The following is a 26121-nucleotide window of genomic DNA, read 5'->3' as shown; positions in this document are numbered from 1 at the left end:
CACCGACAAGTCGCGGCGGCCGGCGATTCGAACGCCTACCCTGAGTACATGGCCAAGGAAATCGATCGGATCCGGGCGCGGTCGGCGCTGGAGACGGTCAAGGAAAGCCCGTTCATCGCACTCGTCGCGGCGATTCCGGTGCTCGTCGTTCTCGGTGTCGTCTGGGCGCTGACCAACTGGTTCGTCGCGCTGGTGGTTCTCGTCCTGTTCGGGGCGCTCGTCGTCGTTCGTGGGAAATTCCTACGCTGACAAGATCTTTCGCGCGGTAGGCGACCTCCGTGCGGAATCGCGTGCGCGACGGGGCGTTCAGCGTGGCACGTGGAATCGGATCAGGTCGCCGGTACCCGGGTCCGCGCGTGACCACGGTCGGTCGAATTCGAGGACGGCCAGCGCCGAGGTGGGGAATTTCCGGCTGAGCTCCTCGGCCGGTAGCGAGGCGCGATTGGCGGCCAGTTCCCATGCCGTCCACGGCATGCCGGGGGAGTGCCCGATCACCAGCAGGGTCTGTACCTCGTCGTCGGTGAGCTGGATCAGCTCGATCAGGGTGTGCGGAGAGGCCTCGTAGATCGAGTGCTCGAACGTCACGGGCGCGGTGATTCCGGTCGCGGCCAGTGTTTCGCGGGTGCGCACGGCGTCCGAACAACACACCGCGTCGATGGCCGGCTGCGTTTCGCGCAGCCAGGTTCCGGCCAGCGCGGCCTCGCGCCGCCCGCGCGGCGCCAGGGGCCGGTCGTGATCGTCGACGCCCGGTGGATAGGCGGATTTACCGTGTCGCATCAGGATCAGGGTCCGCGCCATGCGCATCACCGTAGCGGCCCCAGAAAGTAAACGGTGTTATCTAAAAGCCGACCTGATGAGAGATGTAACTCACTCTCGAGGCACACTGAATGTGGTGTCACAGCGTGGGCCGACCGGCAACCGGTGTGACGCACGCCCTGTCCAAACCCGGGTGGGGATGTACCGAGAAGTTTCGAGGATCTGCGAGATATGGCCTACGTGATCACGCAGCGTTGTTGCAACGACGCCAGCTGCGTACCCGAGTGCCCGGTCGATTGCATTCGTCCCACTCCGGAGCAACCCGAGTTCGCGACGACCGAGCAGCTCTACATCGACCCCGACACCTGCATCGACTGCGGTGCGTGCGTGGATGCCTGCCCGGTGGAGGCCATCTTCTCCGAGGACGATCTGTCGGCTTCCCTGGCCCGCTTCCGCGATATCAACGCCTCCTACTTCCAGCGGCACCCGCTGGAGTCGAATTTCGACCCGCTGGTGACACCCTCGCGCCCGCCCAAGGAACTCGGCACCCTCCGGGTGGCCATCGTCGGTGCCGGGCCCGCGGCCTGCTACGCGGCCGACGAGCTGCTGCGCCGCGCCGATGTCGAGGTGGAGATGTTCGACCGGCTGCCCACCCCCTGGGGTCTGGTGCGCGCCGGGGTCGCACCCGACCACCCGGGTACCAAATCGGTGTCGAGCATGTTCGAAAGCGCGTTCCGCCGCGACACGTTGCAGTACCGGCTCAACGTCGAGGTGGGTAAACACATTTCGCACGAGGAACTGCAAGCGCATCACCACGCGGTGATCTACGCCGTCGGCGCCTCGGCCGATCGTCGTCTCGACGTTCCCGGTGAGGACCTGCCGGGCAGCCATTCGGCCACCGAATTCGTGGCCTGGTACAACGGGCATCCTGATTACGCCGGCCGCAGTTTCGATCTGTCCGGGGAGCGCGTGGTGATCGTCGGCAACGGCAACGTCGCGCTCGACGTCGCCCGGGTGCTGACGCTGTCGCCCGACGAGCTGGCCAAGACCGATATCGCCGATCACGCCCTCGACGCGCTGCGCAACAGCAATATCCGCGAGGTCGTCGTGCTGGGTCGCCGCGGTCCGCTGCAGGCCGCCTACACCTCGGCCGAATTCCTCGCCCTCGGCTACCTGAAGGGCGTCGACGTCGTGATCGACCCCGCCGAACTGGAACTGGACGCGCACAGCCGGGCCCTGCTCGACGATCCGGAGGTCGAGCCCTCGCTGCGGCTGAAGTACGAACTGGCCCAGGAGTACGCGGCCAAGGCGCCGAACCCGGACAACAAGCGCATCGTGTTCCGGTACCTGGCTTCGCCGACCGAGATCCGCGGCGACGGCCACGTCGAAGAGCTCGAATTCGTGCACAACGAACTCGTCGCCGAGGGCGACCGGGTGGTCGCGCGGGCGTCGGACCGCACCGAGACGCTGCCGGCGTCGATGGTGTTGCGTTCCATCGGATATCGCGGCGTGCCCATCCCGGATCTGCCCTTCGACGAGCGCGCCGGCATCGTGCCCAACGAACACGGCCGGGTCGTCGCCGACGGCGTCCACCTCACCGGCGTCTACGTCTCGGGGTGGATCAAGCGCGGCCCGCGCGGGGTGATCGGCTCGAACCGCGTCGACGCCACCGAAACCGTCGAACAGCTGCTCGAGGACTTCACCTCCGGCAAACTGACTGCGCCGCAAGGTGATCGGGCCGCCCTGGAGGCACTGCTCGCGCAACGCCAGCCCGACGCCGTGGGCCGCGACGGCTGGAAGGCCATCGACGCGGCCGAGAAGAGCGCCGGCAAGGCCGGCGGCCGGCCCCGGGTCAAATTCACCACCATCGAGGATCTGCTCGAGGCCGCCCGCGGCTGATCCCCGGCCGTTCCGGGCCCGTCGTCACGGCGGGCCTGGAACCGCCGGCCGGCTGGGCAAACCCGCGGCAAAACCGAGCCCTGGCCTCAGGCGGGTAACGCGCCGATCCGCACCGTGGTGGTGATCGCGCCGCCGACCATGAACCACAGCCGCAGGACCGGCTGACCGTTCCGGTCGCCGGGCTCGTAGCGGCTGCGCACGGTGATGTGCTGACGCGCCAGCACCGGCGCCACATACTCGATCACCGCGCGATGCGGGCCGGCGACCAGTTTCGGATAGTCGACCAGATACTGTTCGACCGCCTGCCAGTACATCGCGTTGTTGACGTGGTTGAACTGATCGATATCGGTCGCGCGGACCGGGAACGGCTGATCGGTATCCGACTCCGGTGGCACCGCGTCGGTCAGCCAGGGCCGCCAGCGCAGGCGGTGCTCATCGGTGGTCCGAGCCAGATGCGCCAAACCCTCGTCGCTGATCCGGGTCGGCATATTCGTCGACTCGTTGATATTGATCCAGAAGCCCTCGGTCTCGATCAAGCCGCCGTTGTCGCTGGTGATGCGCACCCGCATATTGGTCCACCGGGTCGACATCGCCGAACACCAGCGCCGCAACTCGACCCGATCGGGCCACAGGATCGGCCGCACCACATCGATGACGGTGCGCCGGACGATCCACGCCGGATCGGTGCGATGGAAGAAGCTGCTGTGCAACTCTTCCCACGCGATGTCTTGCAAATATCGAGCCACGGCATCGAGCCGCAACCGACTGTAGGGATCTACGTCGCCAGCCCGGATGGGCCACGCCGAAGCGAAGCCCATGCCCTCCTGGGGAAGCGGGGCGAGTGGCTGATCGAGTGACACTGGTGCTCCTCGCGCTGCACGGTGTGCCGCGTACTCATGCGGTGCTTCTTGTGACATGACTTTACGGGGCGCAGATCACACTGTTACGCCGAGATGGCTCTACTCACACGTAGCAAATGTCCAGTTGTATTCGCCAGGACTGGGGCGGGCCCGGTCGAGGCGAATCAGTAGCCGACGTAGCCGCCGCCGCTCGAGACCGCCGAGACGCCGGGGACGTTGTCGAGCGAGCCGTAGCGATCGATCGAGTAGCGGGTGGCGGCGACGATGTTGTCGACCGGGTTCCAGATATCGGTGTGGCCCGGCGCCGCATGCGCGTTGAAGGTGCTGTCGATGCATTGCATGATGCCCTTCGACGGATGGCCCGCCGCGGCATTGCTGTCCCAATTGTTGATGGCGTTGGGATCGCCGCCGGATTCGTGCTCGATGATCAGCGCGATGGCGTTCTCGTCGATCGCTTCCGGCGGATAACCCATCTCGATGAGGATCTGCTTGGCCTGGGCGATCCACTGCTGCACGTCACCGGACGGATGGGCGGTGGGAGGCGGCCCGCTGGTCGGGCCGCTGTAGGAGCCGCCGCCGCTGTACGAACCGCCGCTGTGCGAACTGGTGCCGCCGCCGTGGTGGGAGTTGCCCATCAGGCTCGAGCTGGGGCTGCCCGAGTTGTGTGCGATCGGCGCGGCGGGTGCCGGAGCCGCGGGCTGCGGTGTCGTGGCGGCTGGTGCGGTCGCGGCCGGTGCGGTCGGAGCGGGGGGTGCGGCGCCGGCGCCGGTAACCGGGTCGCCGAGACCGGCGAAGGCCGCGTCGACGGGCGCCTTGGCGCCGTTGAGCGCGGTGATCGCCGCTTCGGCAACCGTTTCGGCGTTCTTCAGCGCGTTGACGAGCGCCCACTGGCGCGCCGCGGCGTCGGCCCGGATGCCGGCCGCCTGTGCGGTGTATTCGGCGTCGTTGAGTTTGTCCCGGTGCTGGTCGAGCCAGTCGAGCCGCTTCTGTGGATCGACCGTGCCGTCCGGTTTCACCTCGAAGGCCGGCATGAGGCTCGGCGCGGGGACGTAGGTTGCCTGGTCGCGCATCTGCAGCACGCTCGTCTTGGCGTTGCGGAGGTTTTCCACGTGCTGGTTCAGCGCCGTCTGCAGTGCGAGCACCGCCTGGCTCACCGCGGAGGCGCGCGTCTTCTCCAGTTGCATCCGCCCGTCGGCCGCCTGCGCCGCGCCACCGCCCCACTGCTGGTCCTGCCCGAGCTTCTGAGTGCTGGTGACGGCCGCGACGACGGCCTGGTCGAGATCGCCGGAGAGCTTGCCGACGGCGGTGGCGGCGGCGGTCAGTTTATCCGGGTCCCATTTCTCCACATCCGAAACAGTCAGTGCCGCACCGTTTTCCGTCATGGGTGCAGTCCGATCTTGCCCAGATCGTCGCGCAGCTGCTGATCGGTATCGATGATGATCTTCCCGGCCTGCTCGACGGTGTCGGCGATATGCGTTACGCGCGAACCGATTCGCTTCAAGGCGTTGTCGACCGAATCCTTGGCGCCGGTGCATGCGGCCGCCCATCCGGTGCCCGGCAGCGCGCCCGCGGCGTCCGCGAGTCCGGAGTTCAGCTTGGCGATGGCGTCGGATTCGTCCCGCAGAGTTTTCGCGAAACTGCGCAGCGCGGCGGGGTCGATCTTCATCGCGTTCGCGGGTGGATCGTCGGGACCGGCCATGAGAAATCCCCCTCTTCGCTCAGTTCAGCGGGCCCAAGCGTAGCAAATCGAGGTCCTGTGGACAGGGGAGTGCGAAGACCGGTTAACTTGTGGGGAAGCAGCCGCGGACAGAGAGGTCGATTCATGCGTGCAGCCCAGGTGACCAAGCTCGAGGGACCGGAATCCATCGAGGTCGTGGAGATCGCCGAGCCGGCGGCCTTCCCCGGTGGTGTGGTGATCGACGTCCATGCGGCGGGTATCGCCTTCCCGGACGTGCTGATGACCCGGGGGCTGTATCAGATGAAGCCCGAACTGCCCTTCGTCGTCGGTGGCGAGGTGGCCGGTGTCGTGCGGTCCGCGCCGGAGGACGCCGCAGTCGCCGCCGGTGACCGCGTGGTCGCACTGACCCTGCTCGGCAATGCCGTGGCCGAAACCGCGGTGACCGCCAAGGAGATGGTGTTCCGGCTGCCGGACAACATCTCGCTCGAAGCGGGCGCGGGAATCCTGTTCAACGATCTGACCGTGCATTTCTGCCTGCGCAAGCGAGGCCGGCTGGCCGCGGGCGAGACCGTTCTGGTGCACGGCGCCGCCGGCGGCATCGGCACCTCCACCCTGCGGATGGCCAAGGCGCTCGGCGCCGGCCGGGTGATCGCGGTGGTGAGTACCGAGGAGAAGGCGCAGGTCGCCTGGGCCAACGGAGCGACGGATGTGGTCCTGACCGACGGCCGTAGCGTCGAGGCCGGCGGCGGCACGCGGGAGCACGGGGAGACCCGCGACGAACACGGGTGGCTGGTCGCGGTGAAAGAACTGACCGGCGGCCGCGGCGTGGACATCGTGCTGGACCCGGTAGGCGGGGATCGGTTCACCGACAGCATCCGCTCGCTGGCCCCGGCCGGCCGGCTGCTCGTGGTCGGTTTCACCGCCGGCGAGATCCCCACGGTGAAGGTGAATCGCCTGCTGCTCAAGAACGTCGAGGTGGTGGGCGCGGCCTGGGGCGAGTGGGTGATGACCCACCCCGGCTATCTGCAGGAGCAGTGGGCCGAGGTGGCGCCGTTGCTCGAATCCGGTGCGATCGCCCCGCCGCAGCCCGTGCTGTATCCGTTGGAGCAGACCGCCGCCGCGGTCGCCGCGCTCGACAATCGTTCCGCGAAGGGCAAAGTCGTCGTCACGATGAAGTAGTCGCGACACCGCTCGGTGCCCGGCGATGTCGGTGCCCGGCCGTAAGGTGAGCGCATCATGAAGCTGACCGACCGGGTTCTGAATCGCACTCTGCTGGCGCGGCAACGGTTGCTGGAGCGGGTGCCGGCGACCGTGCCGCAGCTGTGTGAACATCTGGTGGGCCTGCAGGCGCAGGACGTGCTGCCGCCGTATATCGGATTGTGGAGCCGGGTCACGGATTTCGATCCGGCGACGGTTTCCTCGGCCCTCGAGGACCGGTCGCTGGTGCGAATCACTTTGATGCGGGCCACGATTCATCTCGTCACCGCCGCCGATGCGCTGCGCATCGCCCCGCATATCCAGCCGGAACTGGAGAAGATCCCGTTCCGGAAGAGCTTCAACTACGGTGCGATGGTCGGACTCGACCCCGAAGAAGTGCGGGCCCGCGGCGAACGGGTCGTGGGCGAGCAGCCGATCACCGCAGCCGAGTTGCGGGCCCGCGCCGCCGCCGAATATCCCGACCGCAGTTCCGCGGCGGTGGCCCAGACCTGGATCTATCAGCTGCCCGTCCTGCAGACGCCGCCGCGGGGTTTGTGGAAGAACAACAGCCGGCCGGTATGGTCGCGGATCGAACCGTGGCTGGGAGCCCCGCTCGATCACACATATCCGATGCGGGAGTTGGTGATTCGCTATCTGCGCGCGTTCGGCCCGGCGACGACCATGGATGTGCAGACCTGGTCCCGGCTGCTCGGTATCAAGGAGGTGCTGACCGAGCTCGGCGACCGGGTACGCACCTACACCGACGAACGGGGCCGCACCCTCTACGACGCCGCCGATGCCGAACTGGCCGATCCGGACGTGCCGGCCCCGGTTCGCCTGCTCGGCTGGTACGACAACGCACTGCTCTCTCATCAGGATCGCAGCCGGATCGTGCCCGGTGGCGCCCCGCCGCCGCTGCGACATCTCGCGGCCCAGGTATCGCCGGTGCTGGTCGACGGATACCTCGCGGGGGTCTACAAGGTATTCACCGACAAGAGCACCGCCCGGCTGCGAATCGCACCCGGACGCGACTGGTCGGCGGCGGAATCCAGCGCCGTCGAGGCGGAAGCCCACGCGCTGCTGCGGTTCCTGGAACCCGCCCTGCGGCCCGCGGTCGAAATCCTCTCGCCCGGAGCCGATCTGAAACCCTGAGCGGTCACCGCGCCGGACTGCGGTATGCCGGCGCCTTGCTGGTACCCGCCGGAGTGAGGGTGCGCAACAGTGGCAGCGTCCGGCGCGCGACCACGGTGGAGAGCACGATCACGCTGTGCGAGCGGACCACGGCGGGGCTGCGGTCGATACTCAGCAGCACCGTCTGCAGACCGGAATGCGAATCGGCGCCGATCCGGCAGAGCACATCGCTGGAACCGGTGGTGGCGTAGGCCTCGAGGACGCCGGGGATCGCCTCCAGATCGATGGTCACGGCATCCAGTGCGCCCTGCGCGATCTCCAGGCTCACGAAGGCCTGCACATCGAATCCGGCGGCGGTGACGTCGACCTGCGGGTCGTAGGAGGCGATGACACCCGCCTCCTCCATCCGCGCGATCCGCGACTGCACGGTGGCGCGCGCCACCCGAGTGCGGCGGGACAGCTCGAGAATGCCCGCCTTCTGGTAGTCGTGCATCGCGGTGAGAATCGCGAGATCCAGTTCGTCCAGTTTCGCGGGTGTGCGCGTCATCGGTATCTCCTGTCCTCGGCCGGTGTTGCCGCCGGAGCTGCTAGTCAAATTGTCCAGCACCGTGTGGCCGTCGGTGGCCGATTGAGCCAGGGTGTCTACTCGAAATCGCGGATATTGCCCAGTACCGCGCCGCGGAGCTTATCTGGATGCATGACTATCGAGCCCCTCGCCAGGAAATCCCGGCCCGCGGTGCCGAGCGACGCGCAGCTGCGCCGGCTGGTCGGTCTGGTCGATCACGATCCCGGCGGCGATCCGTTCCCGGTGCTCGGCTGGGATGCGCTGGTGTGGGTGGTCGGCAACGCGACCCAATTCGCGCACTATCTGCAGGCCTTCGGGATGACGCTGGAAGCCTATTCCGGTCCCGAAACCGGCAACCGAGACCACAAGTCCTTCGTATTGCGCAGCCGCAGCGCGCGTTTCGATGTGCGCGGGGCCGTCGACCCGGCGAGTCCGCTGGTGGCTCATCACAACCGGCACGGCGACGGCATCGTCGATATCGCGCTCGAGGTCCCCGATGTGGATCGCTGTATCGCGCACGCCCGCCGCCAGGGCGCCGCCATCCTGGTCGAACCGCACGACGAGACGGACGAATTCGGCACGATTCGTACCGCGGCGCTGGCGACCTACGGCGAGACCCGCCACACCCTCGTCGATCGCTCCCGCTATCACGGACCGTATCGGCCGGGTTATGTCGAGCGCCGGTCGTCGTATCGGCCCCGGGTGCCGCACCGGCTGTTCCAGGCGGTCGACCATGTGGTCGGCAATGTCGAGTTGGGGCGAATGGACGAATGGGTCGAGTTCTATCGCCGCGTCATGGGCTTCACCAATATGGCCGAATTCGTCGGCGACGATATCGCCACCGAGTACTCGGCGCTGATGAGCAAAGTCGTGGCCAACGGCAACCACCGGGTGAAATTCCCGTTGAACGAACCGGCGGCCGGGCGCAAGCGCTCCCAGATCGACGAATATCTGGAGTACTACCGCGGTCCCGGCGTTCAGCACATCGCGCTGGCCACCGGCGACATCCTCGCCACCGTCGACGCCCTGCGCGCCGAGGGCATCGAATTCCTCGCCACGCCCGACGCCTATTACCAGGATCCGGAGCTCCGCGCCCGCATCGGTCACGTCCGAGTTCCGGTGCGGCAGTTGCAATCTCGCGGCATCCTCGTGGATCGAGACGAGGACGGCTATCTCCTGCAGATCTTCTGCAAACCCCTCACCGATCGCCCCACGGTCTTTTTCGAACTGATCGAACGCCACGGTTCACTGGGCTTCGGCAAGGGCAATTTCAAGGCCCTGTTCGAGGCGATCGAGCGGGAACAACAGGCCCGCGGGAATCTGTGACCGCAGGCCCGCGCCCGACCGATCCGGCCGGCCGGTCGTCGCCGCGCCCTCGGCTGACGACCTCTGTGGAAACGGCGTCCGATCGGTAGAGTCACCGGCATGCGGATCTGCTCGGCCCTCATTGCTGCGACGGCCTTGGCGCTGGCGCTGTCGGCGTGTTCGAGCGACAAGTCCGACGGCGACAGCCCCGCGACCCGCCCGCCCGTCAAGGTGGCCGCTCTGGGCCCCTTCGTGGGCGAATGCGGGCACGTCTCCGACGACGAGGTCCGCACGATCGGCGGCCTGCCGCAGATCAGCCGGGCCTTCAAGAACTCGGTCGGATGTAATTGGCAGGCCGCCGGAATCGGTGGGCCCTCGGTCACTTTCGCGTCCTACCGCGGCAGTCCGATCGAGCGGGAAAGGGCCTGGGTGACGGCTCAGGGCCGCAGTCCCGAGACCATCGAGGTCGCCGGGAAGAAGGGCTTCCAGGCGGTGGATCCGACCTTCGGGATCTGCGATCTCGCGGTGCAGTTGGGCGACGACTTCTTCGAATGGTCCACCGCGCCGGGCGCCTTCGACCAGCCCTCGGCCACACCGTGTGACAAGAACCGGAAGCTGGCCGAGTTGACCGTGCAGCGGCTGAAATGAGGACGGCGATGGCGAACGCAAGGTGTGATCGGGTCGCGAAGACGAGGGCCCGGCACCCCCGTGCGGTGCGCACCGGGCTGGTGGCGCTGCTCACGCTGGTGGTCGGTGTGACCCTCGGCGGATGCGGCCGCACGGTCTCGGGCACCGCGTTGCCGGCCGGTAGCGGCGGCGGGGTCAATATGAACTTCGACAAGTTGCTGCGCGAGTGCGAGGTCGTGAAGACGGAGGACATCGCCAAGTCGACCGGCGCGCAGGACGCGACCGGCTCGTTCAACGGCGCGGTGTGCATGTGGGATCTGTCGGGTACGCCGGGCGACGGGATGGCCACGCTGAACTGGTACGAGATGGGTTCGCTGGCGAACGAGAAGGCCAACAACGATCGGCTCGGATACGTCACCAAGGATGTGAACGTGCAGGGCCGGCGCTCACTGCAGGTGCAGCGGCCGGGCGATCCCGATGCGTGCGGCGTGATGGCGCCGGCCGCGGATACCGGGATCATCGGCTGGTGGCTCAACTACCGCCCGGGCGGGCATCCGGATCCGTGTGACGCGGCGAAGAAGCTGGCCGAGTTGACCCTGAATCTGGCCCGGTGACCCGAATCCGGCCCCGGTCGCATCGGCCCGCCGGCCTCGAGAGATAGTGAAATCGCATAGTCCGTGGTGGGCCGGGTTCGACGGACCCCACTTTTGCCCACCGCAGCGCTGCCGGGTATCGTGGATCGCTGTGCCCGGAAGCGTGCGGGCAAGTTTGTGTGCAGGACGTAAGCCAGCGAGAGCGGCCGACCGTTTCAGCGTGCCCGGAAACGTAGGCATGCGCTGCGCGCGACACGCCCGACCTCGGGGCGCGAGGAAACGCGATCCGGGCGAGTGGTGACAGCTCCATGACGGCGGTGTGAACTCCGGGGAATCGGAACGAGCGCGGCCGACAGAACAGACATCGAAGAGTTCCAGACAACTGGTTACTGAATAAGGAAAGCCGGTATATGCCAACCATCAACCAGCTGGTCCGCAAGGGTCGTCGCGACAAGGTCGCCAAGACCAAGACTGCGGCCCTGAAGGGGAGCCCGCAGCGTCGTGGCGTGTGCACCCGCGTGTACACCACGACCCCGAAGAAGCCGAACTCCGCGCTGCGTAAGGTCGCGCGTGTTCGCCTGACCAGCGCGGTCGAGGTCACGGCTTACATCCCGGGTGAGGGCCACAACCTGCAGGAGCACTCCATGGTGCTCGTTCGTGGCGGTCGTGTGAAGGACCTCCCCGGTGTGCGCTACAAGATCATCCGCGGCTCGCTCGACACCCAGGGTGTGAAGAACCGCAAGCAGGCCCGCAGCCGCTACGGCGCCAAGAAGGAGAAGAGCTGATATGCCACGCAAGGGCCCCGCACCCAAGCGTCCGCTGATCAACGATCCGGTCTACGGATCGCCGCTGGTCACTCAGCTGGTCAACAAGATCCTGCTGGACGGCAAGAAGTCGACCGCCGAGCGCATCGTCTACGGTGCCCTCGAGCAGGCGCGCGAGAAGACCGGTACCGACCCGGTCGTGACCCTCAAGCGCGCGCTGGACAACGTCAAGCCGTCGCTCGAGGTCAAGCCGCGGCGCGTCGGTGGTGCCACCTACCAGGTTCCGGTCGAGGTTCGTCCGGGTCGCGCCAACACCCTGGCGCTGCGCTGGCTGGTCAACTTCTCCCGGCAGCGTCGTGAGAAGACGATGGTCGAGCGTCTGGCCAACGAGCTGCTGGACGCCAGCAACGGTCTGGGCGCTTCGGTGAAGCGTCGCGAGGACACCCACAAGATGGCCGAGTCCAACCGGGCGTTCGCGCACTACCGCTGGTGATTGGTCACCCGGTCCGCCGGTGAAGGAACGGCGCCGGGAGGCGAGTCACGGTCGGGTGCGGCACCTGCGCTCAGCAGGGCACTTATCAGCCGCACCCGACGTTGACATAGTGATGGCCAGGGGCCCGCATCGAAGCGGAACCGCCCGGGCCGTTCCCGAGAATCCCAACTAGCTGATCGCTAACAGAGCAGAGCGGGGAAGATTTCCGTGGCACAGGACGTGCTCACCGACCTCAACAAGGTCCGCAACATCGGCATCATGGCTCACATCGATGCCGGCAAGACCACCACAACCGAACGAATCCTGTTCTACACCGGTGTGAACTACAAGATCGGTGAGACCCACGACGGTGCCTCGACCACCGACTGGATGGAGCAGGAGCAGGAACGCGGCATCACCATCACCTCGGCGGCGGTGACGTGTTTCTGGAACCAGAACCAGATCAACATCATCGACACCCCGGGACACGTCGACTTCACCGTCGAGGTGGAGCGTTCGCTGCGTGTGCTCGACGGTGCCGTCGCCGTCTTCGACGGTAAAGAGGGTGTCGAGCCGCAATCCGAGCAGGTGTGGCGGCAGGCCGACAAGTACGACGTGCCCCGGATCTGCTTCGTCAACAAGATGGACAAGCTCGGTGCGGACTTCTACTTCACCGTGCAGACCATCAAGGACCGCCTGGGTGCCAAGCCGCTGGTCATCCAGCTGCCGATCGGCGCGGAGGACACCTTCGAGGGCATCGTCGACCTGGTCGAGATGAATGCCAAGGTGTGGACCGGCGAGACCAAGCTCGGTGAGAAGTACGAGGTCCAGGAAATCCCGGCCGACCTGAAGGAGAAGGCCGAGCAGTACCGCCAGGAGCTGCTCGAGACCGTCGCCGAGTCGGACGAGGCGCTGCTCGAGAAGTTCTTCGGTGGCGAGGAGCTCACGATCGACGAGATCAAGGGCGCCATCCGCAAGCTGACCGTCAACTCCGAGCTGTACCCGGTGCTGTGTGGTTCGGCGTTCAAGAACAAGGGCGTGCAGCCCATGCTCGACGCCGTCGTGGACTACCTGCCCTCGCCGCTGGACGTCGAGAACGTGCAGGGTCACGTGCCCGGCAAGGAAGACGAGATCATCACTCGTAAGCCGAGCGCCGACGAGCCGTTCGCCGCGCTGGCGTTCAAGATCGCCGTGCACCCGTTCTTCGGCAAGCTGACCTATGTCCGCGTGTACTCCGGCAAGGTCGACTCCGGTGCTCAGGTCATCAACGCGACCAAGGGCAAGAAGGAGCGTCTGGGCAAGCTGTTCCAGATGCACGCCAACAAGGAGAACCCGGTTCCCGATGTGTCCGCCGGCCACATCTACGCGGTCATCGGCCTGAAGGACACCACCACCGGTGACACCTTGTGCGATCCGCAGAACCAGATCGTGCTCGAGTCCATGACCTTCCCGGACCCGGTCATCGAGGTCTCCATCGAGCCCAAGACCAAGTCCGACCAGGAGAAGCTGGGCACCGCGATCCAGAAGCTGGCCGAAGAGGACCCGACCTTCTCGGTGAAGCTGGATGCCGAAACCGGCCAGACCGTCATCGGCGGTATGGGCGAGCTGCACCTCGATATCCTGGTCGACCGCATGAAGCGCGAGTTCAAGGTCGAGGCGAACGTCGGTAAGCCGCAGGTCGCGTACCGCGAGACGATCACCAAGACGGTCGAGAAGCTCGAGTACACGCACAAGAAGCAGACCGGTGGTTCGGGTCAGTTCGCCCGTGTCATCATCGGCCTGGAGCCCTTCACCGGCGAGGACGGCGCGACCTACGAGTTCGAGAACAAGGTCACCGGTGGCCGCGTTCCGCGCGAGTACATCCCGTCGGTGGACGCCGGCATCCAGGACGCCATGCAGTACGGTGTCCTCGCCGGTTACCCGCTGGTCAACCTGAAGGCCACGCTCCTCGACGGCGCCTACCACGAGGTCGACTCCTCGGAAATGGCGTTCAAGATCGCGGGTGCGCAGGCCCTGAAGGAAGCGGCCCGCAAGGCCGGTCCGGTGATCCTCGAGCCGCTGATGGCGGTCGAGGTCACCACGCCCGAGGACTACATGGGCGATGTGATCGGCGACCTGAACTCCCGCCGTGGCCAGATCCAGGCCATGGAGGAACGCAGTGGTGCCCGTGTCGTCAAGGCGCTGGTTCCGCTCTCGGAGATGTTCGGCTACATCGGTGACCTGCGGTCGAAGACCCAGGGCCGGGCCAACTACTCCATGGTGTTCGATTCGTACGCGGAGGTTCCGGCCAACGTGGCGAAGGAGATCATCGCCAAGGCGACCGGCGAGTAATCGCAGTCGGGGCGGGTTTGCGAGAATCCGCCCCATCGGTCGCGTACGACCCCCTGTAAATACAAACCGCACTGCTGCACAAAAGCACGCACTAACTAGTCCAGGAGGACAACAGTGGCGAAGGCGAAGTTCGAGCGGACGAAGCCCCACGTCAACATCGGCACCATCGGTCACGTCGACCACGGCAAGACCACGTTGACTGCCGCCATCACCAAGGTGCTGGCCGACAAGTACCCGGACCTGAACCAGAGCTTCGCGTTCGACCAGATCGACAAGGCTCCGGAGGAGAAGGCTCGTGGTATCACGATCAACATCTCCCACGTCGAGTACCAGACCGAGAAGCGTCACTACGCGCACGTCGACGCCCCCGGTCACGCCGACTACATCAAGAACATGATCACCGGTGCGGCCCAGATGGATGGCGCCATCCTGGTCGTGGCCGCCACCGACGGCCCGATGCCGCAGACCCGTGAGCACGTGCTGCTCGCCCGTCAGGTCGGCGTGCCCTACATCCTGGTCGCGCTGAACAAGTCGGACATGGTCGACGACGAGGAGATCCTCGAGCTCGTCGAGATGGAGGTCCGCGAGCTGCTGGCCGCCCAGGAGTTCGACGAGGACGCCCCCGTCGTCCGCGTCTCCGGCCTGAAGGCCCTCGAGGGCGACCAGAAGTGGGTCGACTCGGTGCTCGAGCTGATGAACGCCGTCGACGAGTCCATCCCGGACCCGGTTCGTGAGACCGACAAGCCGTTCCTGATGCCGATCGAGGATGTTTTCACCATCACCGGTCGTGGCACCGTGGTCACCGGTCGTGTCGAGCGTGGCGTGATCAACGTCAACGAAGAGGTCGAGATCGTGGGTATCCGCGAGAAGACCCAGAAGACCACCATCACCGGCATCGAGATGTTCCGCAAGCTGCTGGACCAGGGCCAGGCGGGCGACAACGTCGGTCTGCTGGTTCGTGGTCTGAAGCGTGACGACGTCGAGCGTGGTCAGGTCGTCATCAAGCCGGGCACCACCACCCCGCACACCGAGTTCGAGGGCCAGGCGTACATCCTGTCGAAGGACGAGGGTGGCCGCCACACCCCGTTCTTCAACAACTACCGCCCGCAGTTCTACTTCCGCACCACCGACGTGACCGGCGTCGTGACCCTCCCCGAGGGCACCGAGATGGTCATGCCGGGCGACAACACCGAGATGAGCGTCAAGCTGATCCAGCCGGTCGCCATGGAAGAGGGCCTGCGCTTCGCGATTCGCGAGGGTGGCCGCACCGTCGGCGCCGGCCGCGTCACCAAGATCATCAAGTGACCTTGTGATCGGCCGTCACCTCGAGTGACAGCATGAGAAGGGCCGTTCCCCTTGGGGGACGGCCCTTTTCGCCTGTCGAGGCGTCAAGCGCCAGGTGATCCGCCGGTGAGCGCGTGTGCTGCCCGGTGCACACCCGCCAGCGCGCCGACCGTCAGTGCGGCACTGAACAGCCAGGTCCGGGCGTCGTTGCGGCGGACGCCGGCCCGGCCCAGTTCCCGCCATGCCCACAGCGAGAACGGGATGACCACGGTGGGCGAGGTTGCTACGCCGGGGGTGTAGCCGCGGTGGGCGGCGCTGAGGGCGAGGTGGCCTACGCCGTGTACACCGAAGCCGAGCAGTGTCGCCTGGAAGAGCCTGGATCTGCCGGAGGTCCGCGCGCCGCTCGCGGAGGCCGCGAGGAAGAGCAGCCCCATCAGTGAAATCGCCACGCGAGTATGCGCCGGTGACACTTCTTGCCGGAGCCAAACGGGGCCTACCGGTGATGTGTTCGCGGCGGCGTTCGCTCGCGACCACGACGGGATCGTGAACCATTCCTCGGTGTCGTTGGCGAGCCATGCCAGGAACAAGCCCCAAGTCACAGATTTCCGCATCGGTTTCCCACTTTCGTTACGTGATGTAACGTAACTGTATGGCAACCGGGAGGCCGCGTAAAGCGGAAGTCGATCATGCGGTGGTGGCGGCCACGGTCGATCTGCTGATCGAATCGGGATATGCGGCATTGACCATCGAGGCCGTTGCGGCGCGCGCCGGGGTCGGCAGGCCGACCATCTATCGCCGCTGGCCGACGAAGGACGACCTCGTGGTACACGCGCTGATCGAAGCGGTACCGCCGTTGCGCGCCCCCGATACCGGGGAGGCGATGAATGATCTCATCGAACTCGCGGTCGGCTTCGTGACCAGGCTGGCGGCATCACCGCTGGGCCGGGCCGTGCTCGCGGTGCATGCGGAGGGCGCGCGTCGCCCCGCGCTCGCCGAGCCGCTGCGTGAACGCTATCTGCGGCCACGCGACGAGATCATCGCCGATGTCATCGCCCGTGCCCGCCGGCAAGGCGCGCTGCGCCCGGAATTGTCGAACGAGGTAGTCCGTGACCTGGTGTTCGGTCCGCTCGTCTACCACTGGCTGATCGATCCGGAAACTCTCGATCGAGACGTCGTCGACGCCCTGGCCGCTGCGGCGCGCCAGGCCATCGCAAGCCCTGCTCTCGACGGAGGCTGACCCCTCCGGTGCCGCGAGGCGATTATGCGCCGCGCTCGGTGTCGATTCCTTCGCCCTGTGCAGACTTTCCCTCGGTCAGCCGGTTGCCTCGTTCGTCGTCGTGGAATTCGAACAGGTGCAGTTGACAGCACGAAAGGGCCGTTCCTCGAATTCGATTCGAGGGACGGCCCTTTCGTCGACACTCACGGGCAGGTGGGTTGGTTCGCCACAACCATGCCGCCCTTCGAGATGTATCCGCCGTCCGTCTTGATGCGGTCATAGAAGTCGCCGTACCAGGGCACCACGCTGCCGGCGGGCAGATTTCCCTTCGGCGTGAATCCCTGGGCCGTACGGTACAGCGTGTGATTGACCGTCAGGCGGAACGTCGTGGCGCACCCGGGCCAGGCCTGGTGGGTCACCGGCGCCGCAGGTGCCGCGGTGGCACCGGTGGTGAGGGCGGCGCTCCCCCCGGCGAGCAGGGACAGCACGACCATCGAACGCGTGAACACCTTCATTTGATTCTTCCTCGCTGATACGGACGACTATCGTCGACGTATCGTGCTCGGCGCCGCTCACCGACAGTTCACGGTCGGCTCACCGAACGCCATGGCGCGCGTTTGTGCCGCGTGTGGTGGACGAAGAGTGCTCGAAGGGCTTTCAGCTTTCCGTCGCTGCCAGCAATGCCTCGGCGAATTCCCGCATCTGCTGGGTGCCGCCGAACCAGGTGGTGACGAGTTCTACTGCGGCGGCGCGGGTTCGGTGGGCGGCGGTGATGAAGCCGTCGAGGTCGACATCGCCGGTTTCGGCGTTCCGGGCGACGTTTTCCAAGGTGTGGCTGGCCAGCAGGAGTTGCATCACGACACCGACGTCGATGGCGGGGGTTTCACCGGGCGACTCGGCTCGGCGGCGCGCGGCCCGGCGGGAGGTGGGGGTGATTCCGGCGCGGGATGCGATGTGCTCGGGGGTCTCGCCGGTGTGGTGATCGGTTGCGGCGCGGCGATTGCGGCGCGGCTCGGAGCCGGCGAGCGGTGAGAACGAAGTGGTACCGGCGGGATCCGCATCGGAGGAGCCGTTCGATCGGCCCGTGCGCCGACCGGTCGTATCGGCGGCGTTGTGGTCCGGTGACACGGTTCCGCGGTCGGGCGTGGCGTTGTGCGCGGATGATCCGTGCGGCGAACGTCGTTCCGCCGCATCGGTTTCCGATTCCGCGCGGCGGCGCAGGACGTCCGTATCGGACAGGTCGCCGATGGTTCGTGTGGGAGCCGAGCGGAGTTCGACCTTCTTGCCGTTGCGAGCGGGAGCGACCGGCGCTGCGGCGGTGGTGCCGGCGCCGCGGTCGCGGATTGCCGGGAAGGTCGCCGTGTCCTGCGTCGATTCGTGATCCTCTGCCGATATCTCCGGTTCCCCGGTGTGCGCCGAATGCGACGGAGCCGGGTTGTTTCCCGAATTCGAGGCGGAGTGCGAATGCCGCTGTGGAAGTGGTGTTTCCGATCCCGACGCGGCTCGATGGCTCGGCCCGTTCGGTGCCGCGGCATCCGGACCGGCCGTCGCTTTCGCGGGCGGCCGCTCACCGGTCTGCCCCGATGTCGGGGGATCGGATTCCGGTGCGGGAGTGGTCGTGCTCGACGCTGTCGTCGCCACGGGGCCGTCGGCGGGGGCAGCGGTATCCGGAGCGATGTCCGAGCGTTCGGATGGCCGCGTCGGCAGACGTTCCGGCAGCTTCGGCGGGGTCGCGGACTCGGGCGAGGCGGCCTCCGCCGACGCTGCCGCGTGGGAGGCTGGTGGCGAGGCGGCTTCGCGCGCGTCCGGCGAGGACGACGATGCCCGTTCCGTAACTGTCGCCGCCGTCGGGTCGGGGGTGGCCGAATTCGGGTCCGTGGTCGAGGTATCCGAATGCGGTCGGCCGCCGGTTGCCGGCTCGGCTGCGCTGTTACCCGGCCCGCCCGCCGCCGTGGTGCCGTCCCGGTGCGCGCCGAGCGAGCGCGGTTGCCGATCGGGATTGATTCCGAGGCTTTCGGCGATGCGCCGAACCGTGTCTTCGGGGTCCTGAATCGCCGCGTCCCCGGGCGGCGCGAAGGTGGGATTCTCCGATCCCGCCGAAATATCCGCGGACGCCGCGGGTTCGGCGCCGCCCGCGGGGGTCGCCGGAAAACCGGAGGTGGGAGCGGACTGCGCGGTTGCGGAGTCCGCAGCGGGCTGCCCGGCCGCGGCCGCGTCGAAATCCGCGTCGAACGGCGAGGCGAACATATTGTGCTGCGCGGCTTCTCGGCGTGGGAGGGGCGGCGGAGCGGAATTGCCGGCCGCATTTCGCATCGGCAGACCCGCCGGGGCGGACGGAGTCGCGACAGCGGTGCCGTTGAGATATTCGGGGGAATAGGCGGGAATATCTGTCGGCGAAACCTCCGGCGCCGGACCGAAAACGCCGTTGCTACCGAATTCCTCGCTGTCCCACCGCAGCCCGTGGTGCTCGCTGCCGGGGGCCGCGTAGCCGGCGTTGTCGGCCGGCCGCTCAGCCTCCTCGGAGCGGGTCAGTCGGTAGCCCTCTCGCGCACCATGAGGTTCTCCGAAACGGGCATTGGCGGGATCCGTCATACACCCCATTCTTATCGCTCCCCTGTCGGGGTGCGAGTTCGCGGGGTGTGCTACGGGTCCCGCCGCCCTTGCGTCGCAGCTCAATCCGTACGTTTTTCCAGTTCGGTGCCGCGCCGTAGCGTGAGTGACATCAGTTCGCTCGGCGCGTCCAACTCTATGCGGTGCCATCGGCCGCGTCCGACGACATAGGCCTGCCCGGCGCGCAGCGTGACCGGTTCGGATTCGGAGTCGCGCAGGTACAGCCGGATGCCGCCGGACAGGACGGCTACCAGTTCCTCGCCGCTGGGATGCATCTCCCAATGGTCACCGTGCACTTCGGCATCGATGGCGACCCGGAAGGCGGCCAGGGTCCAGCCCTCGACGTCTCCGGTCATCCGTCGCTCCTCGTCGAAGACTCGGCCGTCGGGCAGGATTCGGATCCCGCGGGCGAACAGATCCACAGGGGTGGGTTGCATGCTGGTTCCTTTCATTCGGCGCCGACGGGTGTCGGTGCGGGGAGGGTCGTGATCTCGCCGGCGGTCCGGCGGGGCAGTACCACCGCCGCGACGAGCGCGGCCGCGAGCAGGAGGGCCGCGCCCACGGCCAGCCCGGTCGCGTACCCGTGGGCGAGCGATTCGGTGGTGACCGTCGCCCCGGTATCACGCGCGGCGAGGGTGGCCAGGGCCGCCAAACCGACGGCGCCGCCGAGCTGCCGGGCACTGTTCAGGAGCCCGGATGCCATGCCGGCCTCGGTGGGGGCGACACCGGTGGTCGCCGCCGCCGCGAGCGGCCCGAGGCACAGCCCGAACCCGATACCGGCGACGAGTGAGGGCCCGAGGACGTCGGTGAGGAACGTGCCGTGCGGATCGAGGAGGGCGAACCACGCCAAACCGGCTGCGGCGGTGAGCGCACCGGGAATCAGCGCCGTGCGTGGTGAGCGAGCGACACCGAGCCGGGTGGCCACCGCGGTTCCGGCGATGACGCCGGCGGAGAACGGGACGAAGGCCAAGCCGGTTGCGGCCGCGGACATTCCGAGAGCCTGCTGCATATACAGCGAGACGAAGTAGAAGGCGGAGAATTGACCCGCCGCGGCCAGCAGCACGAAGAGGTTCGCGCCGGCGACCCAGCGATTGCGCAGCATCGCGAGTCGCACCAGCGGTACCGCGGCCCGGCGCTCCACCAGGACGAAGATCCCGAGCAGTACGACCGCACCTGCCAGCAGCGACAGGGTTACCGGCGAGGACCAGCCGGAGCGATCCGTGCGAACGACGGCCAGTACCAGCGATCCGGCGCCGAGGGTCGCGGTGAGCGACCCGGCCACGTCCAATGGTTTGCGTTCCCCGGCGCGATGATCCGCGGGTATGCCGAATGCGCTGAGCCCCAGCACAATCGCGGCGATCGGCAGGTTGATCAGCATCACCCAGCGCCAGCCGGCGTATTCGGTGAGGATTCCGCCGAGCAGTACGCCGAGCGCGCCGCCCGCTCCGTTGGCGGCGCTCCACAGGCCGAATGCGCGCACGCGGGCGGGTCCGTGTGGAAACAGGACGGTCAGCATCGCCAGTGTCGCGGGAGCCACCGCCGCGGCCGCGATTCCCTGGGCGGCGCGGGCCGCGACCAACTGCCACGGCTGCTGGGCCAGACCGCCGGCCAGGGATGCGAGGGCGAATCCGGCGAGTCCGAGGACGAACAGCCGACGTCGGCCGAACAGATCACCGGCCCGTCCGCCGAGGAGCAGACACCCGCCGAAGGTCAGGGCGTAGCTGTGCACCACCCAGGACAGATCCACCGGTTCGAATCCCAAGTCTCGGCGGATGGCCGGTAGTGCCACGTTCACTACGGCCATATCCAGCGCAATCATCAACTGCGCCACGGTGATCGCCGCCAGGGCGCACCCGGCGGCATACTTTCTATACATGTATAAAAAGTAACCGACCGCCACCCTCGCTGTCGAGACCTCGTGCCAAGATGGCCGGATGAGCACCCGAACCGGACGTCCACCGCGGCTGTCGCGGGAACAGATCGTGGCCGCCGCGCGCGAGCTGATCGACACCCACGGCGTGCAGGCCCTGACGATGCGACGACTGGCGACCGAACTCGGCGTCACCCCGATGGCCGTCTATCACCATGTGGCCGACAAGGACGCGTTGCTGTTGCTGCTCCTGGACGAGGCGGCCACGGCCGCGCCGCGCCCGGAACTCCCGCCCGAACCGCGGGAGCGGCTGATCGTCGCCGCGCGCGCCATGCACGACAACCTGGCGCGGGTTCCGTGGATCACCGAGGTGCTCACGGCCGACGATCTGCTCTCCCCGGCCGCGCTCTGGTACCCGGAGACGATCCTGGACGCCGCGATGAGCTGCGGTCTGGATGCCGAGCGAGCCGTGCACGCCTATCGGTCGATCTGGTATTACACCGCGGGGGAGATCCTCATCCGGGCCGCCGCTCGCCGGCGGCGCAGCCGCGACGATCGACCGATCTTCCGCGAGCGGCTCTTCGCCGAACTGGACGCCGAGCAGCTGCCCCGGCTCGCCGCCGTGGCCGATCGGTGGGCCGAGTTGACCGCGGCCGACACCTATGAACAGGGATTGCGCGCACTGGTCGACGGATTGCTGCCGGAAGGATGACCGGCGGCCGGGGTCAGCCCAGATTCGTCATACCGGCCGCCACCACGCGCGACAGATTCATGATCTCCTCGGATCCGGCGCGGGTGAGTCCGTCGAGGGCGTGCAGGCGATCGGTGCTGGCGATCGTGAGCATGGCCGACACCCACGCGCCCGCGCATGCCCGCAGCGTGCCGGGCTGCACCTGTCCCGGCGCGCTGGCCTGCAGTACCCGCGCGGTGACGTCGAGCAGCTGATCGCGCATGCGCCGCAATTGTTTTCGCACATCCGGGTGTGTGTCGGCCTCGCGCCACATGATCACTCGCAGGACCGAGGAGTGGTGGTCGCGCAGATTCAGGGCGGCGTCGAGGTTGACCAGGCTGGTGGCCGGATCGCCGGGGGTGACCACGGCATCGATGTCCTCGATCGGATGTGCCGGTACTCGCTCGGCCATCAGGGCCGACAGAATCGAATCCTTGGTGGGGAAGTAGTAGAAGACCAGCCCCTTCGGCACGCCGGCCGCGGCGGCGACGGCGGCCGTCGGGGTGGCGTCGAATCCGTTTGCCGCGAAGAGATTCTCGGCGGCATCCAGAATCAGAGCGCGGGCGTCGCCGTCGACCTTCTTGCTGCGGCGACGCCCGGCTCGATGGGGTTTGTGCATCTGCATCAGTGAGCAGTATGCATCCGTGCCGATACCTGCGGAAGGGCGGCGACGGCGACCACCACGGTCAGGACCCCGACGATCCACGCCGTCCAGGAGGCGGCGTTGAAGGCGCTGTAGTCCATCACCCAGGGCGAGATGAACAGCAGGACGCCGAACAGGCCCATCGCGTAATCGGTGCCGGCCATCGCCGGGCGGGACAACTGGGCCAGACCGGTCAGGGCGATCAGGACGCCGAGCACGATCAGGGTCCACATGGCGCGATTGCTGTGGTCGGTCCAGATGGGGGACAGGGCGGTGTAGGCGCCGAGTACCACGGCCACGAAATCCTGGGTGCGGCTTTCGGTGAGCATCGGGGGCCTCCTCGGGGGCGGAATTGTGTTCTGTAATCGGTATAGCTCTGATTGACCGCCCGATCAATACCCGAATCGACACAATCCTGCGCGACTGTCGGATATGGTCCCCGTCACGATAGGATAGAACGTGTTCTAGTTTATGGTGGGTTGATGCAGCAAAAGGTGGTAGCAACAGTGATCGGGCGAAAGGCGCGGCGATGACCGCCCCGATCGTCGTCGTCGGCGCCGGACTGGCAGGCCTGCGTACCGCGGAGGAATTGCGGCGCGCCGGATACGACGGCGGACTGATTCTCGTCGGCGACGAACAGCGCCTGCCCTACGATCGGCCGCCGCTGTCCAAACAGTTCGTACGCGGCGAGACCGAGGATACGACGCTGCGGCCGGCCGAGTTCTTCGCCGAGAAGAACATCGAATTGCGGCTCGGCGTCGCGGCCACCGTAGTCGACACCGCGACCCGCACCCTCTCGTTCGCCGACGGCTCCACCCTCGAATACGACCAACTGATCATCGCGACGGGCTTGCGCCCCAAACGAATTCCGGGCCTGCCCGAGGCGGCCGGGGTGCACGTGCTGCGCCGGCACGAGGATGCCGCGGCCCTGCGCGCGGACCTGTCCACCGCGCGCCGCGCCCTCGTCGTCGGCGCGGGCTTCATCGGCTGTGAGCTCGCGGCCAGTTTCCGCGCCCGAGGCGTGGACGTCGTCCTGGTGGAACCGCAGCCGACTCCGCTGGCCGCCGCGCTGGGTGAGGCCGTGGGCCGGCTGGTCGGGCGGATGCATCGCGACGAGGGGGTCGATCTGCGCTGCGGCGTCGGGCTGAACACGCTGCAGGTCGAGAACGGTACCGTCACCGGCGCCGTCCTGGCCGACGGCAGCACGGTCGCCGCCGATCTGGTCGTCATCGGTGTCGGCTCGGCGCCGGTCACCGAATGGCTGGCCGGATCCGGCGTACCGCTGGCCGAGCCGCAGGCCGGCGGCGGTGTCCTCGCCGACGAAGTGGGGCGCACCTGTGTCGACGGCGTTTGGGCGGTCGGCGACGTCGCCGCCTGGCGGCACGACAACGGACGCCACCAGCGGGTGGAACATTGGACCAACGCGGGCGAACAGGCGAAACTGCTGGCCACGGCCCTGCTCGGGGGCGACGTTCCGGAAGCGGCCCGAGTGCCCTACGTCTGGAGCGACCAGTACGACCTGAAGATCCAGGTCCTGGGCACCCCGGCCGGCGCCGACGAGATCCGGATCGTCGAGGACGACGGCCGCAAATTCCTCGCCCACTACTTCGACAACGGAGTGCTCACCGCGGTGGTCGGTGGCGGCCGCACCGGCCAGGTGATGAAGATGCGCGCCGAGTTGGCGGCCAACGCGCGCGCCGCGGCGTCGCTGCGCTGATCCCGGTCCGGCCCGCTAGCGCAATGCGGACGCAGGCGGTCGTGGCAGCGCTAATACAGTTGCCTCTGTGATCGTTGCGCTCATCGATTCGGGACTGGGGTTGTTGCCGACCGGGGCGTGGCTGCGCAAATTACGCCCGGACCTCGATCTGCTGCTGCAACTGGACCCCGACGGCGCGCCGTGGGGCCCGAAACCCGAACAGTGGGTCGTCGATCGGGTGCTGGACGCGGCCCGCCGATCGTTGCGACTCGGCGCGGAGGCGATTGTGCTGCCGTGCAATACCGCGAGTGTGACCGCCCTCGAGCAGGTGCGGGCCGAGGTCGGGAGCGAGGTACCGGTCATCGGTACCGTCCCGGCGATCAAGCCGGCGGCCGCCGCCTGTGCCTCGGTCGCGGTGTGGGCGACCGCGGCCACCACCGCCAGCCGCTATCAGGCCGACCTGATCGCCCGCTTCGGTGGCGACGCCGAGGTGACCGGCGTGGCCTGTCACGGGCTGGCGGACGCCATCGATCGGGGCGATCTGGCCGGTATCGAGGAGGCCATCGCGCGCGCGGCCGAGCAGACTCCACGCGGGACCGAGGCGGTGGTCCTCGGTTGCACCCATTACCCGCTCGTCCTCGATTCGATCGTGGCCGCGCTGCCGGCCGGTGTGCGCCTGTTCGACAGTGCGGAAGCCGTTGCGGGCCAAACTCTTCGGCGAATCGACGCGCTGGGCCGGCCGACCGCGGGGAACGGCACCGTGACCGTCTACAACAGCGGCCGCCCGGGCGAGCTCCCGGCGAGCGCTGCGGCCTTCGAGTCGGGTCGCGTGCTCGGCGCGGTGGATTCGGCCTGCCGGACGGCCTAGTACGGCAGGCGCTCGCCGGAATCGGACATGCGGATTGTCTGTCCGGTCACGTTTCCGGCTGCGGGCACCCCGGGCAACTGCGCCCGTGATTCGTTCAGGTGAGCGAAAGAGGTTCTGGCGCAGCGTTTTTCGACTATCTCGCCTCGGAGCGTGGGCGGCGCTGTGACGTGAGCCCCATCCACGCATGGGAGGCCTGGTAGCCCTGGTCTCGGCGCGCTTCTACCGTGAATTTCCGTCGACGCACAGCGCGGTCGCCGACGCTCACACAACTCACTCACACCGTGCCGACCACGACGGTCAGGCAGATCGGTAACCCACGGACCGGAGTTATGGCTACCCGAACACCCTGGAGCGAAGTTCCTACCCGAACCGACGACAGCGCAACGTCGTCCGGCACGACGGCGACGCCTTCGGATGCGCGCCGCCCGGTCTGGGGGTATGTATCGAGTGCCGTTCTGAGCGCCGGAACCTTCGCGCTGTTGTTCCAGCCGTGGCTGTCCGCCTCAGGCCCGGGCGGCTCGATCCGGTCCGACGCCTTCGGCCGGGTGGACGGGGCGACCCAGAACCAGCCGGGCTGGGAGGGTTCCGGGCTGGCGGATGTCGGCATCAGCGGCACCTGGGGCGTCCTGACCTGTGTCGCGGTGCTCGCGACGATCTTCGCGGCGGGGGCTTACCTGCGCACCCGCGTGGAGGTCTTTTCGCATGCCACCGCTGCCGCGGCGTCGGCGGTCGCGGTCTTCGTCCTCGCGAATGTGCTGTACCTCAACGGCAAAGAGTCGCAGCTGCGCCTCGCGGTCGAACGCAACAGCGGATTTTCCGGGATGATCCGCACCCTGTTCGGCGGGGCGGGCCAGGCCCATCAGGTGGCGGCCGCGCAGCTCGACTTCGCCGCGCTGCTGGCCGGAATCACCGCGTTCGGCGCGGCCGCGAGTGTTCTCATGACCTATCTGCAACGGCTTCCGGCAGCCCGCGCCCTCGCCCCGGCTCCCGAGTCCGCGCCGGCGGCGGCCGATGCGGAGCACGCTC

General features: G+C 67.6%; 28 protein-coding genes. 16 read left to right on the top strand and 12 right to left on the bottom strand.

The window, feature by feature from the left end; translation table 11 throughout:
- The first annotated feature begins 48 nt into the window (after nt 1-48).
- The gene (locus ON37_RS23115) at nt 49-249 is read left to right on the top strand and encodes a hypothetical protein (protein WP_040722252.1); all 201 of its coding nucleotides are present in this window, start codon (nt 49-51) and stop codon (nt 247-249) included.
- Between the two features lie 57 nt (nt 250-306).
- Here the strand turns inward: ON37_RS23115 and ON37_RS23110 are convergent, their stop codons facing one another.
- Nucleotides 307-798 carry a SixA phosphatase family protein gene (locus tag ON37_RS23110; protein ID WP_040722283.1) on the bottom strand — a complete coding sequence of 164 codons (492 nt, stop codon included), beginning with the start codon at nt 796-798 and terminating at the stop codon, nt 307-309.
- Nucleotides 799-987: 189 nt separating this feature from the next.
- On the opposite strand from ON37_RS23110, the gene ON37_RS23105 reads away from it, so the two are divergent.
- Nucleotides 988-2655 carry an FAD-dependent oxidoreductase gene (locus tag ON37_RS23105; protein ID WP_040722251.1) on the top strand — a complete coding sequence of 556 codons (1668 nt, stop codon included), beginning with the start codon at nt 988-990 and terminating at the stop codon, nt 2653-2655.
- Between the two features lie 86 nt (nt 2656-2741).
- On the opposite strand, the gene ON37_RS23100 is transcribed toward ON37_RS23105, so the two are convergent.
- The 3 genes from ON37_RS23100 to ON37_RS23090 all read right to left on the bottom strand — a co-directional run bounded on the left by ON37_RS23100 (nt 2742) and on the right by ON37_RS23090 (nt 5214).
- Entirely contained in the window at nt 2742-3515 is a 774-nt protein-coding gene (locus tag ON37_RS23100; protein WP_040722249.1) for an acyl-[acyl-carrier-protein] thioesterase, read from the bottom strand.
- 164 nt (nt 3516-3679) lie between these two features.
- Nucleotides 3680-4897 (bottom strand): lytic transglycosylase domain-containing protein, encoded by a 1218-nt coding sequence (locus tag ON37_RS23095; RefSeq protein ID WP_040722247.1) that lies wholly within the window; start codon nt 4895-4897, stop codon nt 3680-3682.
- Nucleotides 4894-5214, bottom strand: a complete 321-nt coding sequence (locus tag ON37_RS23090; protein WP_174362142.1) for a WXG100 family type VII secretion target — start codon at nt 5212-5214, stop codon at nt 4894-4896. Before ON37_RS23090 ends, ON37_RS23095 begins: the two co-directional genes overlap by 4 nt.
- 123 nt (nt 5215-5337) lie before the next feature.
- Between ON37_RS23090 and ON37_RS23085 the strand changes: the two genes are divergently transcribed.
- Complete coding sequence (locus ON37_RS23085; protein WP_040722245.1) at nt 5338-6372, top strand: NADPH:quinone oxidoreductase family protein; 1035 nt, start codon at nt 5338-5340, stop codon at nt 6370-6372.
- 57 nt (nt 6373-6429) lie between these two features.
- Nucleotides 6430-7542: a winged helix DNA-binding domain-containing protein gene (locus ON37_RS23080; protein ID WP_040722244.1), complete on the top strand. Its 1113-nt coding sequence runs from the start codon at nt 6430-6432 to the stop codon at nt 7540-7542.
- 4 nt (nt 7543-7546) lie between these two features.
- Here the strand turns inward: ON37_RS23080 and ON37_RS23075 are convergent, their stop codons facing one another.
- Complete coding sequence (locus ON37_RS23075) at nt 7547-8068, bottom strand: Lrp/AsnC family transcriptional regulator (protein ID WP_040722243.1); 522 nt, start codon at nt 8066-8068, stop codon at nt 7547-7549.
- A gap of 150 nt (nt 8069-8218) precedes the next feature.
- On the opposite strand from ON37_RS23075, the gene hppD reads away from it, so the two are divergent.
- From hppD to tuf, 7 genes are all read left to right on the top strand, one after another.
- Nucleotides 8219-9412, top strand: coding sequence for a 4-hydroxyphenylpyruvate dioxygenase (hppD, locus tag ON37_RS23070; RefSeq protein WP_040722242.1), 1194 nt, complete (start codon nt 8219-8221; stop codon nt 9410-9412).
- A gap of 99 nt (nt 9413-9511) precedes the next feature.
- Entirely contained in the window at nt 9512-10039 is a 528-nt protein-coding gene (locus ON37_RS23065) for a DUF3558 domain-containing protein (RefSeq protein WP_040722240.1), read from the top strand.
- A gap of 8 nt (nt 10040-10047) precedes the next feature.
- Nucleotides 10048-10632, top strand: a complete 585-nt coding sequence (locus ON37_RS23060; protein ID WP_168441201.1) for a DUF3558 domain-containing protein — start codon at nt 10048-10050, stop codon at nt 10630-10632.
- A 389-nt stretch (nt 10633-11021) separates the two neighbouring features.
- Nucleotides 11022-11396, top strand: coding sequence for a 30S ribosomal protein S12 (rpsL, locus tag ON37_RS23055; RefSeq protein WP_014353064.1), 375 nt, complete (start codon nt 11022-11024; stop codon nt 11394-11396).
- A gap of 1 nt (nt 11397) precedes the next feature.
- Complete coding sequence (gene rpsG / locus ON37_RS23050) at nt 11398-11868, top strand: 30S ribosomal protein S7 (protein WP_040722238.1); 471 nt, start codon at nt 11398-11400, stop codon at nt 11866-11868.
- Nucleotides 11869-12075: 207 nt separating this feature from the next.
- A complete protein-coding gene (fusA, locus tag ON37_RS23045) occupies nt 12076-14178 on the top strand; it encodes an elongation factor G (RefSeq protein ID WP_040722237.1) in 2103 nt (700 codons plus the stop codon).
- 114 nt (nt 14179-14292) lie between these two features.
- Complete coding sequence (gene tuf, locus ON37_RS23040) at nt 14293-15483, top strand: elongation factor Tu (protein ID WP_040722236.1); 1191 nt, start codon at nt 14293-14295, stop codon at nt 15481-15483.
- A gap of 83 nt (nt 15484-15566) precedes the next feature.
- On the opposite strand, the gene ON37_RS23035 is transcribed toward tuf, so the two are convergent.
- The gene (locus ON37_RS23035; RefSeq protein WP_245553384.1) at nt 15567-16073 is read right to left on the bottom strand and encodes an HXXEE domain-containing protein; all 507 of its coding nucleotides are present in this window, start codon (nt 16071-16073) and stop codon (nt 15567-15569) included.
- Between the two features lie 38 nt (nt 16074-16111).
- Between ON37_RS23035 and ON37_RS23030 the strand changes: the two genes are divergently transcribed.
- Nucleotides 16112-16699, top strand: coding sequence for a TetR/AcrR family transcriptional regulator (locus ON37_RS23030; RefSeq protein ID WP_083893227.1), 588 nt, complete (start codon nt 16112-16114; stop codon nt 16697-16699).
- Nucleotides 16700-16881: 182 nt separating this feature from the next.
- Here the strand turns inward: ON37_RS23030 and ON37_RS23025 are convergent, their stop codons facing one another.
- The 4 genes from ON37_RS23025 to ON37_RS22995 all read right to left on the bottom strand — a co-directional run bounded on the left by ON37_RS23025 (nt 16882) and on the right by ON37_RS22995 (nt 21164).
- Nucleotides 16882-17193 carry a hypothetical protein gene (locus ON37_RS23025; RefSeq protein ID WP_040722233.1) on the bottom strand — a complete coding sequence of 104 codons (312 nt, stop codon included), beginning with the start codon at nt 17191-17193 and terminating at the stop codon, nt 16882-16884.
- 142 nt (nt 17194-17335) lie between these two features.
- Entirely contained in the window at nt 17336-19270 is a 1935-nt protein-coding gene (locus ON37_RS31145) for a hypothetical protein (protein ID WP_051031943.1), read from the bottom strand.
- Between the two features lie 80 nt (nt 19271-19350).
- Nucleotides 19351-19725, bottom strand: a complete 375-nt coding sequence (locus ON37_RS23000) for a cupin domain-containing protein (RefSeq protein ID WP_040722277.1) — start codon at nt 19723-19725, stop codon at nt 19351-19353.
- A gap of 11 nt (nt 19726-19736) precedes the next feature.
- Nucleotides 19737-21164 carry an MFS transporter gene (locus ON37_RS22995; RefSeq protein ID WP_040722226.1) on the bottom strand — a complete coding sequence of 476 codons (1428 nt, stop codon included), beginning with the start codon at nt 21162-21164 and terminating at the stop codon, nt 19737-19739.
- A 58-nt stretch (nt 21165-21222) separates the two neighbouring features.
- Between ON37_RS22995 and ON37_RS22990 the strand changes: the two genes are divergently transcribed.
- Complete coding sequence (locus tag ON37_RS22990; protein ID WP_040722224.1) at nt 21223-21870, top strand: TetR/AcrR family transcriptional regulator; 648 nt, start codon at nt 21223-21225, stop codon at nt 21868-21870.
- Between the two features lie 13 nt (nt 21871-21883).
- On the opposite strand, the gene ON37_RS22985 is transcribed toward ON37_RS22990, so the two are convergent.
- Nucleotides 21884-22513, bottom strand: coding sequence for a TetR/AcrR family transcriptional regulator (locus ON37_RS22985; protein ID WP_085997371.1), 630 nt, complete (start codon nt 22511-22513; stop codon nt 21884-21886).
- Nucleotides 22513-22860, bottom strand: a complete 348-nt coding sequence (locus ON37_RS22980; protein WP_040722222.1) for an SPW repeat domain-containing protein — start codon at nt 22858-22860, stop codon at nt 22513-22515. Before ON37_RS22980 ends, ON37_RS22985 begins: the two co-directional genes overlap by 1 nt.
- Before the next feature lie 200 nt (nt 22861-23060).
- Here ON37_RS22980 and ON37_RS22975 point away from each other — a divergent pair, with 200 nt between their 5' ends.
- The 3 genes from ON37_RS22975 to ON37_RS22965 all read left to right on the top strand — a co-directional run.
- Nucleotides 23061-24248 carry an NAD(P)/FAD-dependent oxidoreductase gene (locus ON37_RS22975; RefSeq protein ID WP_040722220.1) on the top strand — a complete coding sequence of 396 codons (1188 nt, stop codon included), beginning with the start codon at nt 23061-23063 and terminating at the stop codon, nt 24246-24248.
- A gap of 67 nt (nt 24249-24315) precedes the next feature.
- On the top strand, nt 24316-25095 hold the full coding sequence (locus tag ON37_RS22970; RefSeq protein WP_040722219.1) for a glutamate racemase: 780 nt from the start codon (nt 24316-24318) through the stop codon (nt 25093-25095).
- Nucleotides 25096-25424: 329 nt separating this feature from the next.
- Nucleotides 25425-26121, top strand: a 697-nt coding sequence (locus tag ON37_RS22965) for a hypothetical protein (protein WP_157171555.1), incomplete at its 3' end; no start/stop codon positions are given.

Origin of the sequence: Nocardia veterana NBRC 100344 (genome assembly GCF_000308855.1) — a bacterium.
In the GTDB taxonomy this organism is placed as follows: Bacteria; Actinomycetota; Actinomycetes; order Mycobacteriales; family Mycobacteriaceae; genus Nocardia; species Nocardia veterana.
This window is presented reverse-complemented; position numbering and strand designations above follow the sequence as displayed.